This is a genomic window from Lentzea californiensis, assembly GCF_024648825.1.
GTDB lineage: Bacteria > Actinomycetota > Actinomycetes > Mycobacteriales > Pseudonocardiaceae > Lentzea > Lentzea californiensis.
The window spans coordinates 171,371-185,568 of record NZ_JANBBE010000013.1 but is presented as its reverse complement, the minus strand read 5'-3'; the positions used below and the strand labels follow the sequence as shown (position 1 = coordinate 185,568).

Sequence of the window (14,198 nt, the reverse complement as noted above, 5' to 3'; positions counted from 1 at the left end):
GCGGGTTGTCGTCTCGTTCCGGGCTCAGCCGAGGTCGGGGAACTCCACGCGCTCCGGCTCGGTGACGCCGACGCTACCGATGCCGGCGGGAGCGTGCCAGGAACCAGCGAGGGCGTTGTTGTTCTGCCAGGTCACCAGCGAGCCCTCCGGGCCGACCTTGATCACCTCTGCCTTGCCGTCCGCGTTGAGGTCCGCGAACTTGACTCCGGCGGTCGGACCCTCGCCGACACCGCCGATGCCGACGGGTGCGTGCCACGAGCCGGCCAGCGCGTTGTTGTTCTGCCACGCGGTCAGCGCACCGTCCGGGTGGACCTTGACCAGGTCGGTCTTGCGGTCGCCGTTGAGGTCGGCGAAGCGCAGCTGCGTCGGGTCGACCGGGCCGGTGTTGCCGATCCAGACGGGTGCGTGCCAGGAGGCCGCCAGCGCGTTGTTGTTCTGCCACGCGGTCAGCGAGCCGTCCGGGTTGACCTTGATCAGGTCGGCACGCTTGTCGCCGTTGAGGTCGGCCAGCTGGATGTGCGCCGGGTCTGCCGCACCGACGCTGCCGATGGTGCTCGGAGCATGCCATGAGCCGGTCAGGGCGTTGGAGTTCTTCCAGCCGGTCAGCGAGCCGTCTGCGTTGATGCGGACCACGTCGTCCTTGCCGTCACCGTCGAGGTCGCCGTACTTCACCCGCGCCGGATCCGCCGTGTCGACGCCGCCGATGCCCTCCGGGGCGAACCACTTGCCCCCTAAGGCGTCGAAGTTCTGCCAACTCGTCAGCGAGCCGCTCGCGTTGAGCTTGACCACGTCTGCCTTGCCCCACGCCGGGGGCGGCGGGGCATCGCTGACGCCTGCCGGCCGAACGTACTTCATGAGGTAGTAGCCCTCGCTCGCCGAGTAGGTGCCGGTCGTGCCGTTGAGCGTCACCGGTACCACCCGGGATCTGCCGGAGGTGGTCGGCTGATCCCCGCTGCCACCGTCCCAGTTGCCGTTCTGGACCCGCACCGTGCCGTTGGAGTTCACCGCGACAACGATGGCGACGTGGTCGATGTCGTACACCGAGTTGGTGTCGCTAAAGATCGCGGCGTCACCGATGTTCGGGGTGTTGCTAAGGGTGCCGTTGTTGACGCCGTAGGAGTAGAAGCTGCGCGCGGCCGGGTTGAGGCCGATGGTGCTGATGCCGCCGACGTTCATCCAGACCCATTTGGCGAAGTCGGCGCACCAGTACTCGGGACGGCCACTGAAGCCGGTGCAGCTGCTGAGGAAGTACTGCCCTCCCAGGCTGTTGGTGCTGCAGGCCATCTTGCCCTCGTTGGCGTTGGCCAGGTTGGCGATGTCCGTTCCGGTAGCGGCCTGGGCCTGGCCCGCCAGCAGCAGGGGGCTGAGCACGGCGGCGCTGAGCAGGGTCGTGGTGGCGCGAGTGATGGTGCCGGTGAGCTTCATGACGATTCTCCTGATCTGGTGGGGATTTCTGGGTCGGTCAGCTCAGCCGAGCTCGGCGAACTCGACGCGGTTGATCTCATTGACACCGACGGCACCGATGCTGGTCGGCGCGGACCACGAACCGGCGAGGGCGTTGTTGTTCTGCCAGGCCACCAGAGAGCCCTGCGGGCCGACCTTGATCACGTCTGCCTTGCCGTCCGCGTTGAGGTCCGCGAACCGGACACCCGCGATGGCGTCCGCGCCGACGCCACCGATGCCGGCCGGGGCGTGCCAGGAGCCCGCCATCGCGTTGTTGTTCTGCCACGCGGTCAGCGAGCCGCCCTCGTTGATCTTGATCAGGTCGGCCTTGCCGTCCGCGTTGAGGTCCGCGAATCGAATGAGGGCCGGGTCGACCGGTCCGGTGCCACCGATGGCGGCCGGGGCGTGCCACGAGCCGTTGAGAGCGTCGTTGTTCTGCCAGGCCACGATCGAGCCGTCCGGACCGACCTTGATCAGGTCGACCTTGCGGTCGCCGTTGAGATCAGCAAGCCGCAACTGGGCGGGGTCGGCCGAGCCGACGCTGCCGATGGTGCTCGGAGCGAACCACGAACCGGCCAAGGCGTTGTTGTTCTGCCAGCCCGTCAGTGAACCGTCGGCGTTGACTCGGACGAGGTCTTCCCTGCCGTCACCGTTGAGGTCGCCGAACTTCAATCGCGAGGGATTCGTCTCTCCCGTCGCCCCGACGCCCTGCGGCGCGTACCAAGAGCCGGCGAGAGCGTTGTTGTTCTGCCAGCCCGTCAAGGTGCCGTCGGTGTTGAACCGCACCACATCTGCCTTGCCGAATGGGGTCGTGCCGCTGCCACCGCCCCAGAGATGATTCGCGATCTTGACCGCGTCCGCAGCCTCGACTCCATAGCGGTAGCGGTACGCCTCGGCGGGCCGCTGCACGTCCGCTGCGACCGCGCCGATGGCCGCGTTGTTCCAGGAGCCGTTGGGGTAGAAGGCGACCATTGTGTTGACGAACTTGTCCGTCGCGATCGCCGGGTTCGTTCGTTCCTCGAAGCTGCCCCAGCTGGCACGCTGCTGGAACAGGCCGACTGAGTCGAGGTCACCGCCGTCCAGGTTGGCGTTGCTGGTCTCGACGATCGTCGTGGCGATGGCGATGGCGGCGGCTCTTTCGTTGAAGCCCCGCGCTTTCACGCGTTGCACCACTGCTCGGGCGCAGGAGGTGTTGTAGGCGGTCATGTGTCCGCGCATCTTGTTGGTCAGCTGCGGGTTGAGGGCCGCAGCGTCGGAGGCGTCCGCCGCCGAGGGACCGCCCGCCGCGCAAGGCAGCGCGCTGGCGGCGTGTGCGGCGCCGGTGCCGAGAAGTCCGGCGGACAGCGCCGCGACGGTGATGGCGGCGAGAATTCCACTCACGTGGTTCATCAGAATTTCCCCGGTGATTTCGGTGTGTCGGGCTCGATGGGGAAAATCTCGTCCTTCCGCCTGCAAACGACCTGTAAGTCCTCTGCAAACGATCTGGACATCACCTGTAAAGCAAATGGCTCGCAGCCGATCGGCTGCGAGCCATTTGCTTCAGTCGTCTGTCGTTCTACGCCTCTGCTTCGAGCATCTCCGCCGTGACCGCGGACTCGGTGTCCGGCAGTCCGAGGTCCTTGGCCCGCTTGTCCGCCATGGCCAGCAGACGCCTTATACGGCCTGCCACCGCGTCCTTGGTCATCTGCGGGTCCGACAGCTGGCCCAGCTCCTCCAGCGACGCCTGGCGGTGCGCGAGGCGCAGCTGCCCGGCGGCGGCCAGGTGGTCCGGTGCTTCCGGGCCGAGGATCTCCAGCGCACGTGCGACCCGTGCGGCGGCCGCGACGGCCGCGCGGGCCGAGCGGCGCAGGTTCGCGTCGTCGAAGTTCGCCAGCCTGTTCGCGGTCGCGCGGACCTCACGCCGCATGCGGCGCTCTTCCCACGCCATCACGCTGTCGTGCGCGCCGAGCCTGGTCAGCATCGCCCCGATGGCGTCGCCGTCCCTTATCACCACGCGTTCGGCCCCGCGGACCTCGCGAGACTTGGACGAGATGCCCATCCTGCGGGCCGCGCCGACCAGCGCGAGCGCCGCCTCGGGACCGGGGCAGGTGATCTCCAGCGACGAGCTGCGACCGGGTTCGGTCAGCGAGCCGTGTGCCAGGAAGGCCCCGCGCCACGCGGCTTCGGCGTCGCACACGCCGCCGGACACGACCGGGGCGGGCAGGCCGCGCACCGGGCGGCCGCGCGGGTCGAGCAGGCCGGTCTGCCGGGCGAGACCCTCGCCGTCCTTGACCACGCGGACGACGTACCGGGTGCCCTTGCGCAGGCCGTTCGACTGGATCGTGAAGACCTCGGCGTGGTGGCCGTAGAGCGCCTGGATCTCCTTGAGCAGCCTGCGGGCCGCGGAACCCAGGTCGAGCTCGGCCTCGACGACGACCCGGCCGGACACGATGTGCAGGCCGCCGGCGAACCTGAGCAGGGAGGACACCTCCGCGCGGCGGCAACAGGTCTTGGATACCGCGAGCCTGCTCAGCTCGTCCTTGACCGCCGACGTCATCGCCACTGGCCAGTCCCTCCCACTCCGGTCTCCACGACCACTTGCCTCAGGCAACCGGCAAGCGCCTCCGGATCATGCCGCTCTGCGGCGTCCGGTGCGGCGATCTTGGCCAGATGCGTACGCGCACCCAGTGCCGAGGCGGCTCGCGTCAACCGGTCCGGGGTGGGGACCGAGTCGACGTCGGCGATCACCGCGTCCACCTTCAGCTCGGGTGCGTGTTCGCAGACTACGTCCAAATGCCGCTCCGGAGAGAAACCAGCGGTTTCACCCGGTTGGGGGACGAGATTGAGCACGAGCACCTTCTTGGCCCGTGTGTGCACGAGCGCGTCGTGCAGTTCGGGCACCAGCAGATGCGGCAAGACGCTGGTGAACCACGATCCGGGCCCGAGTACCACGACATCGGCGTCAAGTACAGCCTGTACCGCTTCCGGACAGCCGGCAGGTCGCCCGTTCGGGGCAGTCAACCGGATGCGCCGCACCAGCCCCGGCGTGGTCGCGATGGCGACCTGCCCCCGGATCCGCCGCACGTCCTTCACGTCCTCGTCCAGGCCCACGACGTCCGCCTCGATGTCGAGCGGATCGTTCGACATCGGCAGCACCCGGCCCTTGACGCCGAGCAGCCTGCCGGTGAGGTCGAGCACCGCGACGGGGTCGCCGAGCTGCTCGAGCAGCCCGGCGATCACCAGGTTGCCGACCGCATGACCCGCGAGCGCCCCGGTGCCGCCGAAGCGGTGCTTGAACAGCGACGTCCACCGCCGGCTGGACTCGTCGTCCCCCGCCAGCGCCGCCATGGCCTTGCGCAGATCACCGGGCGGCAGCAGGTCGGAGAGCTCGCGCCGGAGCCGCCCCGAAGACCCACCGTCGTCCGCGACGGTCACCACGGCCGTCACGTCGTCGGTGACCTGCCTCAACGCACTCAGCGTCGCGTGCAGCCCGTGGCCGCCACCCAAAGCAACAGCTTTCAACTTCGTCACTCACGTCCCAGATCCCTGTGCACGACCTTCACGGCCGTGCCGTCCTCGCTGGCCAGCCGCCCGGCCAGCTCTTCGCTCAGTGCGACGCTGCGGTGCTTGCCGCCGGTGCAGCCGATCGCGAGCGTCAGGTAGCGCTTGCCCTCACGCCGGTAGCCGGCACCGATGAGCCTGAGCAGCTCGTGGTACCGGTCAAGGAACTCGTCCGCGCCCTCCTGGGACAGCACGTAGTTGCGCACCTCACCATCGAGCCCCGTCTGCTCCCGCAGCTCCGGGATCCAGAACGGGTTCGGCAGGAACCGCACGTCCATGACGAGGTCGGCGTCCATCGGCAGCCCGTACTTGTACCCGAAGCTCAGCACCGTGACCCTGGTCCTGGTGGCCGCCTCGGTGCCGAACGTGTCCTCGATCTTGGCCCGGAGCTGGTGGATGCTCAGCGCGGACGTGTCGACGACGAGGTCGGCCTCCTGCTTGAGCGGCGTCAACAGGATCCGCTCGGCCTCGATGCCGTCCTGCAGCCGCCCGTCCCCCTGCATGGGGTGACCGCGCCGCACCGCCTCGAAGCGCCGGATCAGCACGGCGTCGGTGGCCTCGAGGAACAGCACGCGCGGCTTGTACCCACGCGCGTCGAGGTCCTTGATGATGGAGGCCAGGTCCTCGGTGAACGCGCGGCTGCGCACGTCCATGACGACCGCGACCCTGGTGATCGCCCCGCGCGCCTGGGCGCCGAGCTCGACCATGGTGGCGATGAGTTCCGGGGGCAGGTTGTCCACGACGAACCAGCCGAGGTCCTCCAGGCACTTGGCCGCGGTGCTGCGGCCCGCACCGGACAGCCCGGTCACCACGGCGACTTCGATGCCGGACTTCTCCGCGTTCACGACTACGACTCCGTTACCTGTTCATGAGCGCGACTGTGCCGCTCTCGTTTGGGCAAGCTCGATGCTGGGCCACGCCACGACCGGACGCGCCCTTGGAGAGTCTCCACCGGAACGGCCCCCTCGTGCGGCAGGTTCCGAGGTTGACAGGGGCGAGTCGTGGTCGTGGTCACGATCCTCACCCCGGCCGCGGACCGTGCGCAGTGCGAGAGTGACCGGTGCGGCGGGTGGGGCGGGTGCGCTCATACCGCGACCGGGTAGCTCGACTGGAACGCCAGCCTCGCGTCGGAGCCCGATGCGATCCGGTCGAGTTCGTCGTCCAGCGCCATGAACACCTCCCACGCCTCCTGGCCCCCGCTGGCCGCCAGCCGTTCGGTCACCAGCTGCTCCAGGTCCGGGACGCGCTTGGCCTTCCACACCTTGTCCGCCAGGCTGACCAGCAGCTCCTCCAGGCTGGTGCCGGGCTCGGTCCACGACGCGTGCGTCCGCGCGAACCGAGCCAGCCGCTCCTCGACCCCGCGCTCCCGCAGCAGCTCGTGGCCCGCCGGCTCGTGCGCCGAGCCCGGACCGGACAACTCGTTGGGGTGCAACACCTTCCCGATGTCGTGGGTGGCCGCGCCGTACAGGACCGCCTCCCGGTCGACGGTGACCGCCGGGTGGTGACTCCCGACCCACTCGACGAGCTGCCAGGCCACGTCGTGCACGGCCCGCAGGTGCGCGACCAGGCGCGGCGAAGCCCGCAGCTCCGTCAGCAGCTCCTCGACGGACGTGGGCAACGGCCGCAGCGGCACGGCCTCCGTCATGGCACGGCGCGCCGGTGACGGGTTCTGGCTTGCCGCGGCAGGACGAATTCGCGGCGGGCTCTCGCTCACCGCGGCATCCGCCGGCTCCGAGCCCATCACGAGGTCCCGCCCGACGAAGCCAACGTCGCCACCACGGCCTCCGCGGTGCGGCGGCCCACCCCCGGCACGTCGCTGATCTCGTCCACTGTGGCCTGTCGCAGCTTCCGCACCGAGCCGAAGTGCTTGAGCAGTGCGGCTTTGCGGGTCTCGCCCAGGCCCGGCACCTCGTCGAGGGCCGAGGTGGTCATGCGCTTCGAGCGCTTCTGGCGGTGGTAGGCGATGGCGAAGCGGTGGGCCTCGTCGCGGACTCGCTGGAGCAGGTACAGGGCGTCGCTGGTGCGCGGGAGGATCACCGGGTCCTGTTCGCCCGGGACCCAGACCTCTTCGAGGCGCTTGGCCAGGCCCACGACCGCCACGTCGGTGATGCCCAGTTCGGCCAGGACGTCGGAGGCCGCCGCGGCCTGGGGGCCCGCGCCGTCCACCACCAGGAGGTTGGGCGGGTAGGCGAACTTGCGGGGTTTGCCGGTGTCCGGGTCTATGCCCGGGTTGGGGCCGCCGGACGCGGTCTCCCGCAGCATGGCCTGGAAGCGGCGGCGGACCACCTCGGCGATCGAGGCCACGTCGCCCTCGGTGGCCGCCTCGCGGATGGCGAAGCGGCGGTACTCGGACTTGCGGGCCAAACCGTCCTCGAACACCACCAGAGACGCCACCACGTCGGTGCCCTGGACGTGGCTGATGTCGATGCACTCGATGCGCAACGGCGCGGTGTCCAGCGCCAGGGCGTCCTGGATCTCCTGCAGGGCGGCGGAGCGGGCGGTGAGGTCGCCCGCGCGGCGGAGCTTGTGCTGGGCGAACGCCTCGGAGGCGTTGCGCGCCACCGTTTCCATCAGGGCCCGCTTGTCGCCGCGTTGCGGGACGCGCAGGACCACGCGCGAACCTCGTTGCTCGGACAGCAGGTCTTCCAGGGCGGAGGCGTCGTCCGGCAGCACCGGCACCAGCACCTCGCGCGGGGTGTTCTCGGTGTCGTCGCCGTAGAACTGCATGATGAACTGGTCGACGAGCCCGCCGTCGTCGAGGGCCTCGACCTTGTCGAGCACCCAGCCGCGCTGGCCGCGGACACGGCCGCCGCGCACGTGGAACACCTGGACCGAGACCTCCAGCTCGTCCTGCGCGAACGCCATCACGTCGGCGTCGGTGCCGTCGCCGAGGACGACGGCCTGCTTCTCCATCGCGCGGCGCAACGCGCCCAGGTCGTCGCGAAGACGCGCGGCGCGTTCGAACTCCAGCTCCTCCGAGGCCTGCAGCATCTCGCGTTCGAGACGGCGGACCATGTGGTCGGTCTTGCCCGCCAGGAAGTCGCAGAAGTCGAGCACGATGTCGCGGTGCTCGTCGGCCGACACCTTGCCCACGCACGGCGCCGAGCACTTGTCGATGTACCCGAGCAGGCACGGGCGGCCGATCTGGTTGTGCCGCTTGAAGACGCCCGCCGAGCACGTGCGCGCGGGGAACACGCGCAGCAGCAGGTCGAGCGTCTCGCGGATGGCCCACGCGTGGGCGAACGGCCCGAAGTAGCGCACGCCCTTCTTGCGCGGGCCTCGGTACACGTGCAGACGCGGGTAGTCCTCGTGCAGCGTGACGGCCAGCACCGGGTACGACTTGTCGTCGCGGTACCGGACGTTGAAGCGCGGGTCGAACTCCTTGATCCAGTTGTACTCGAGCTGCAGCGCCTCGACCTCGGTGGTGACCACCGTCCACTCGACGGAGGCCGCCGTCGTCACCATCTGGCGCGTGCGCGGGTGCATCCCGGCCAGATCCGCGAAGTACGAGTTCAGCCTGCTGCGCAAGCTCTTCGCCTTGCCGACGTACACGACCCGGCCACCGGCGTCGCGGAACTTGTAGACGCCGGGAGCCTCAGGAATCGTGCCCACCGCAGGGCGATACGTCGAGGGATCTGCCACGCCGTCCAGACTATCGACGCGGTCCGACAAAAACAGAAAGGGTCAGGTCAGGACGACCTGGTCGCCCTCCACCTTCACCGCGACCGCGCGCAGGCCGGTCGTCGCCGGCCCCTTCTTCACGGCACCGTCGGAAGCACCGAACTGGCTGCCGTGCGAAGGACAGGTGATGGTGCCGCCGGAAGGCTCCGCGACCATCGAACCCTGGTGCGGGCACGTCGCGTCGAAGGCCTTCACCTCCGTGGCGGAGATGCGCGCGACGACGATCTTCTTGCCGCCGGGGGCGTCGACGACGGCCCCGCCGCCCTCGGGCACGTCGGCCAGGGCGACGAGCGCGGTGCCGCCGGTCCCGGTGGATCCCGTCGGGGCCGAACCGCCCTGGGTGGGTGTGGTTCCGGAACCGGTCGAGGTCGGGGTGGAACTGCACGCCGTCACGAGTCCGCTGGGCACGGCGAGGGCAACCGCGATTCCGCACAGCGCCGCGCGCCTGCTGACCAGGCTTTCGGTGTTCACGACCGATCCTCCGTGGTGGTGGGTGTTCGGGGTCACACCACAGCATTACGCGAACAGATCGGCCAGAGTTCAGCCAGGAGCCCGATGCACAGCAAACGCACAGGTCTCAGCCGAGCACCAGATCGTCTCCGGACCGGACGACCGCGACCTCGGCGAGCCCTGATTCCGCAGGTCCTTTGCGGACTGCCCCGGTCGAGGCGTCGAAGGTGCTGCCGTGCAACGGGCAGGTGATCACGCCGCGGGCAGGCGGGTTGACCATCGAACCCACGTGCGGGCAGGCCGGGTTGAACGCCCGGAATTCACCCGATCGAGGTTGTACGACCAACAGCTGGGCGTTGCCGGGCATGTCCACCAGCACGCCGGAGCCGTCGGGCACCGAGGAGACGGCGACGACGCGGTCCCCGGGCCGGGCGGTGCCGGCACCGCCCGTCTTGCGAGGAGCGGGCTCGCCACAGGCGCTCAAGGCGGCGGCGAGCCCACACAACAACACTGAACGACGATCCACGAGCACCGATTATCGGCGCTGGTCCTCCGCGGCGGCCTGGCGGGCCAGCGCGAGCACGGCGGTGAACGGCGGGAACCAGTGCCGCGAGTGCGACGGCGGGTTCGCCCAGCGCAGCGATCCGTACCTGGTCATCGTCGGCGGGAGCGCGATCCGGTGCGGCGATCGCACGAACTGGACCTCCGGCGGCGCCTTCAGGTGCGTGGGCAGCAACGCCACCAGTTCGGCGAGGAAGATCCAGTGTTCGCGGGGGCCGGGGATCACCGTGACCGGTCCGGCGAGCATCCGCGACTTCAGGTCGGCCAGGACTCGCGACCCGATCCGCGCCGGCATCGCCAAGGCTGTCGTGGCGGGGCCCAGGGGCAGGAACACACCCTGCTCGGTGACGGTCACCTGCCAGCCGAGCAACCGGTAGCCCGCGACGGCCTCCCCGATCGCCCGTGCGTGTCCCCTGTTCTGTGGGATCCCGGCCGTGCCGGTCTCCGCGGTCGTGAGGCTCATCGGCGGTTGTCCTCCCCGTTGGTGGGTCAGGCACTGGTCAAGCCAGGGGGATCCACCCACAGCCTGACGTTGTGCAGGGTGCTTCTCACTTCCCCCCAACACCACTCGCCTGCTGCATGGGCCTCATGCAGCGGACGTATGAAGCTCATCCGCCGGGCGGAGGCACCAGGACTGCGACACGCGAACCCATTACGTCTTATGCATGAGATGGATGGACTGACGATCACACGTCCGTACACTGGGGAAACGCTCAGTGACGGGGGCGAGGCCGATGGATGCAGCGAGACCCAAATCCAGACGCGCTTGCCCGTGTGGGGCGTTCATCGCCGCCGACAACCCCGATCGGCTGTGTCACCGGTGCCGCCGCAACGCTCGTGCGGACGTGCACGGACCGCCTGAGGTCCCCAACGACTTCTGGGACCACCCCGCGATCGCCGCCGCCTGCAACGACCGCGACATGGGTGCGCTGATCTCCGCGTACCGGCACCACCCCCGGCACCTCAGCCGGGTCACGCAGGACCGCATGGCGGCGTGGCTCGGCATCAGCCAGGCGCAGCTCTCGCGTTACGAGTCGGGCGAGAACCAGATCGACCGGCTCGACCGGCTGCGCCACTTCGCGCTGGTGCTCGGTGTCCCGGGCGAACGACTGTGGTTCGACCGCGTCGTCATCCCAGCTCAGGTGGGCTCACCCGTAACGGGCCCGCCAGACGTGCTCGCCGCCCCCTGGGAGGCGACGAGCATTGCCCGTTCGGTCGAGGAGACGGCGAGGAGCGACTTGGCGATCAGCAGACGAGCGGCGCTCACCGGAGCCGCCGCGGTGACGGTGGGGTCCGCACTGGTCGAGCCGCTGCAGCGGTGGTTGCACCCCCTGCAGAACCTGTCGAAGTGGTCGTCGCACTCGGCGATCAGCGAGGAGGAGCTCTTCGCGTTGCAGCGCGTGGCGGACGGGTTGCGCGGCTGGGGCGGCCGGGGCGGCTACGGACTGGCCCGCAAGGCCGTCCTGGGCCAGCTGGACGAGCTGGCCGAACGCCTGGGCCGGGCACCGTCCGGCCCGACGACGGAACGCGCGTTCTTCATAGGCGCGGAACTCTCGAAGGTGGCGGCGAGCATGTCGTTCGACGCCGGCCTGCACAACGCGGCGCAGCGCTACTACGTGCTGGCCGTCCGCATGGCCAAGGCCGGCCACAACGACGGCTTCGCGGCGTTGTGCCTGGCCGCCATGGCGCGGCAGATGTTCGACCTGGGCCGTCCCGAGGACGGCCTGGAGCTGGTCCAGCTGGGCCAGTACGGCACCCGCCGCACCGGCACTCCGACGCTCAAGGCGCTCCTGCTCACCCGCGAGGCCTGGGCCTACGCGAGCATGGGCAAGACCCGCGAGTTCCACCAGGCCGTGGGCATGGCGCAGGAGAGCTTCGCCCAGCGGGACGCGGACAACGAGCCGCGCTACCTGCACAGCTTCGACGAGGCCGAGCTCGAGGGCGTCATCGGCGCCCGCTGCCGCGACCTCGCCCTGCACGACCCGTCCCAGGCCGTGTTCGCCGAACAACACATCCGGCGGGCCCTGGCACTGCGGGACCCGTCCAAGGTGCGCAACCGCGCCTTCGACGTGATCGGACTGGCGCGCACCAAAATGGTCGCGGGAGACCCGGAGGCAGCGTGCGGGTTGATCAACGAGGTCCTGCCGACGGCGGCGAAGCTCTCCTCGGGCCGGGTCCTGCGCAAGCTGGAGGACTTCGCGAAGGAGGCGGCACGGCACCGCCACATCCCCGCCGTGCAGGACACCAGGGACGCGATCAGAGCGATCCGGACCGCTTGATGCGAGTAGGCATCACCGGCCACAGCAACCTGGTCCCGGAGTGCGTCCCCGCCGTCCAGGCCGCCATCACGGAGGTGCTGGAACGGCTGGGCGGCACCCTGGTGGGCGTGACGTGCCTGGCCCCCGGAGCCGACCAGCTCTTCGCCAGGGCCGTGCTGGCTCTCGGCGGGGAGGTGGAGGTGGTCCTGCCCGCTCTGGACTACCGCGACCGGCTGAAGCCGCACCAGGTGGCCGACTACGACGAGCTCCGCGCCGCCGCCACGGTCGTCAGCGTCCTCCCGCACATGTCGAGCGGGCGGCAGGCGTACGTGGCGGCCAACGAACGCATGCTCGCCTCCGTCGAGGTCCTGGTGGCGGTGTGGGACGGCGTCCCGGCCCAGGGCAGGGGCGGCACGGCGGACGTGGTGGAGCAGGCACGCGCGTCCGGCGTGCCGATCGAGGTCGTCTGGCCGGACGAGGCGCGCAGGAAATCCTGAGGGTCGCCGGTGGTGTGGCTCGAAGGATTGCCGGGCCACACCACTAGGCCGAGTGAGGGAAGTTCGTCGGCAACCGGACCAACTCCCCTCACAGGCCTAGCCCCGCCCACCGCGCTTGATCACGATTTCGGGGCATGGCAGCCGATCCGTTCGCCCGCCTGGCCGACCGCCAGCAGTCCCTGCGAACAGCCCTGCGAGCCCTTCAGGCCGCGGGCCCTGGCAGCCCGGACTTCCAGCCCCTCCTCGCCACCGCGAACGCCGAGGTGGACGCGGTGATGCAGGCTCGCCGCGACGTCGAGGCGGCCAGGCTGACCACCCCGAACCGGGCGATCGCCGTCGCCACCACCGCCGCGGCGCTGATCGTCGCCGTTGGCTGGTTCGACGCCTGGTCGCTGCTCTCGCTCCTGGTGGCGGTGGCCACGGCCGCGTCGGTCCTGGTGGACCCGGTGGGCCGCCGGTTCTTCGAACCCCTGGCGAGGACCACCGCGATCAGCGCGGCCCTCGCCGCCACCCTCCTGACCCCGCTGGCCAGCGGCTGGGCGACACTCGTCACCGCGGCGGGCATCGCCTGGTGGGCCTGGAGGACGCAGAGGTGAACATCGACCCGGTCAAGGACCTGGACGGCAAGGTCGAGCGGCTCAAGAAGGAGCTGAAGTCGCTGGAGACCCGCGTCGACAACGTGCAAACCGACGCGGCGCACAACCAGCTCAGCCAGACGAACCAGCTCAAGGACAACACCCGCAAGCTCACCAAGACCAACGACCGCGTCACCGAGCTCGCGGAGAGCGTCCACCGCCTGGAACGGCTCCTGGTGGCGCTGAACCGGAAGGTCCGCGCGAGCGAGACCAAGAAGGCGAACTTCGACGACTGGCCCGAGATCGGCGAGGCGGAGATCGCCAAGATCCTCAAAGGCCAGGAAGCCTACGCCCGCAAGGCTTTCACCCCGCAGGAAGCCAAGGACACGCGCAAGGCCATCGCCGAGTACGACCGCAGGGCCCTGGAGGCGATCGAGGCGGCCGAGGCCCTGACGCACCTCCCGCCCACGGCGGAAGCGTTGTGGCGCAAGAACTACCAGCAGTGGAGGGCCATCGCCGACCAGGAACGCCCCGAAGCTCCGGACGACGACACGCATGCCAAGGACACCGTCGCCAAGTCGGCCGGCAACGAGGCCATCGCGCACACGCGACAGCTGATCCGCGCGCGCATCGAGGACGCGGTGGCACGGGATCTGCTGTTCCCGGCGTGGTTCGAGAACGTGCTCGGACCCGCCGCTCCGCCCGGCAAGGCGGACGATTGGCTTTACACCGCAACGGATGTGGTGCTGTACCGGCTGCTGCACGACGTCACCAGCCCAGCGGACGCGCTCGGGCCGGCACCCCAGGAAGAGGGGCACCGCAAGACCCTGCACGACCGCCTGACCGGCGAGTGCGCGGACTACCGGAAACCGTGAGAAAGCCCGGGCAGGGCGCCTCTGCCCGGGAACTCAACTCACGCCAGCTCCAGGCTGAACCGCTGCTGCACGGCGTCCACCGCGAGCACCTTCACCTGCACCGAAGCACCGACCTCGGCCTGCTGGCCGTGCAGGAGCCCGTGTGCACCGGCGGGGTGCTCGATGAACGAACCGAAGGGAACGGTCGAGACGACCTTCCCCGAAAAGACATCACCTACGTTGGGAAGCATTGCGCATCACCTCCTCTCCCATGCGCGCATCCAGAGAAACGGATGGACGCGGGGGCTGGAGGGGCCCTGATCAAGTCAGGGCCGGGCA

At 69.8% G+C, this 14,198-nt stretch carries 15 protein-coding genes; 4 read left to right on the top strand and 11 right to left on the bottom strand.

What is annotated here, in order from left to right; genetic code table 11:
• Positions 1–24: 24 nt before the first annotated feature.
• From LX88_RS35685 to LX88_RS35640, 10 genes are all read right to left on the bottom strand, one after another.
• A complete protein-coding gene (locus LX88_RS35685; RefSeq protein ID WP_258952179.1) occupies positions 25–1,425 on the bottom strand; it encodes an FG-GAP-like repeat-containing protein in 1,401 nt (466 codons plus the stop codon).
• A gap of 42 nt (positions 1,426–1,467) precedes the next feature.
• A complete protein-coding gene (locus LX88_RS35680) occupies positions 1,468–2,832 on the bottom strand; it encodes an FG-GAP-like repeat-containing protein (protein ID WP_258952178.1) in 1,365 nt (454 codons plus the stop codon).
• A gap of 166 nt (positions 2,833–2,998) precedes the next feature.
• Entirely contained in the window at positions 2,999–3,985 is a 987-nt protein-coding gene (gene whiA / locus LX88_RS35675; RefSeq protein WP_258952177.1) for a DNA-binding protein WhiA, read from the bottom strand.
• Positions 3,976–4,944 carry a gluconeogenesis factor YvcK family protein gene (locus LX88_RS35670; protein WP_258952247.1) on the bottom strand — a complete coding sequence of 323 codons (969 nt, stop codon included), beginning with the start codon at positions 4,942–4,944 and terminating at the stop codon, positions 3,976–3,978. The genes whiA and LX88_RS35670 overlap by 10 nt, the downstream gene beginning before the upstream one ends.
• Before the next feature lie 5 nt (positions 4,945–4,949).
• Positions 4,950–5,807: an RNase adapter RapZ gene (gene rapZ, locus LX88_RS35665; protein ID WP_170176399.1), complete on the bottom strand. Its 858-nt coding sequence runs from the start codon at positions 5,805–5,807 to the stop codon at positions 4,950–4,952.
• A gap of 260 nt (positions 5,808–6,067) precedes the next feature.
• On the bottom strand, positions 6,068–6,697 hold the full coding sequence (locus LX88_RS35660) for an HD domain-containing protein (protein ID WP_258952176.1): 630 nt from the start codon (positions 6,695–6,697) through the stop codon (positions 6,068–6,070).
• Positions 6,698–6,723: 26 nt separating this feature from the next.
• The gene (uvrC, locus tag LX88_RS35655) at positions 6,724–8,625 is read right to left on the bottom strand and encodes an excinuclease ABC subunit UvrC (RefSeq protein WP_258952175.1); all 1,902 of its coding nucleotides are present in this window, start codon (positions 8,623–8,625) and stop codon (positions 6,724–6,726) included.
• Between the two features lie 42 nt (positions 8,626–8,667).
• Complete coding sequence (locus tag LX88_RS35650) at positions 8,668–9,135, bottom strand: Rieske (2Fe-2S) protein (protein ID WP_258952174.1); 468 nt, start codon at positions 9,133–9,135, stop codon at positions 8,668–8,670.
• Between the two features lie 106 nt (positions 9,136–9,241).
• Positions 9,242–9,640, bottom strand: coding sequence for a Rieske (2Fe-2S) protein (locus LX88_RS35645; protein WP_258952173.1), 399 nt, complete (start codon positions 9,638–9,640; stop codon positions 9,242–9,244).
• A 9-nt stretch (positions 9,641–9,649) separates the two neighbouring features.
• Positions 9,650–10,138 carry a hypothetical protein gene (locus LX88_RS35640; RefSeq protein ID WP_090014002.1) on the bottom strand — a complete coding sequence of 163 codons (489 nt, stop codon included), beginning with the start codon at positions 10,136–10,138 and terminating at the stop codon, positions 9,650–9,652.
• 382 nt (positions 10,139–10,520) lie between these two features.
• Here LX88_RS35640 and LX88_RS35635 point away from each other — a divergent pair, with 382 nt between their 5' ends.
• The 4 genes from LX88_RS35635 to LX88_RS35620 all read left to right on the top strand — a co-directional run bounded on the left by LX88_RS35635 (position 10,521) and on the right by LX88_RS35620 (position 13,880).
• Positions 10,521–11,954: a helix-turn-helix domain-containing protein gene (locus LX88_RS35635; protein WP_258952172.1), complete on the top strand. Its 1,434-nt coding sequence runs from the start codon at positions 10,521–10,523 to the stop codon at positions 11,952–11,954.
• Positions 11,954–12,430 carry a hypothetical protein gene (locus LX88_RS35630; protein WP_258952171.1) on the top strand — a complete coding sequence of 159 codons (477 nt, stop codon included), beginning with the start codon at positions 11,954–11,956 and terminating at the stop codon, positions 12,428–12,430. The genes LX88_RS35635 and LX88_RS35630 overlap by 1 nt, the downstream gene beginning before the upstream one ends.
• A 134-nt stretch (positions 12,431–12,564) precedes the next feature.
• On the top strand, positions 12,565–13,026 hold the full coding sequence (locus LX88_RS35625; RefSeq protein ID WP_258952170.1) for a hypothetical protein: 462 nt from the start codon (positions 12,565–12,567) through the stop codon (positions 13,024–13,026).
• Entirely contained in the window at positions 13,023–13,880 is an 858-nt protein-coding gene (locus LX88_RS35620) for a hypothetical protein (RefSeq protein ID WP_258952169.1), read from the top strand. Before LX88_RS35625 ends, LX88_RS35620 begins: the two co-directional genes overlap by 4 nt.
• Before the next feature lie 38 nt (positions 13,881–13,918).
• Here LX88_RS35620 and LX88_RS35615 read toward each other — a convergent pair whose 3' ends face one another.
• A complete protein-coding gene (locus LX88_RS35615) occupies positions 13,919–14,110 on the bottom strand; it encodes a S1 RNA-binding domain-containing protein (RefSeq protein WP_090067010.1) in 192 nt (63 codons plus the stop codon).
• Positions 14,111–14,198: the final 88 nt, after the last annotated feature.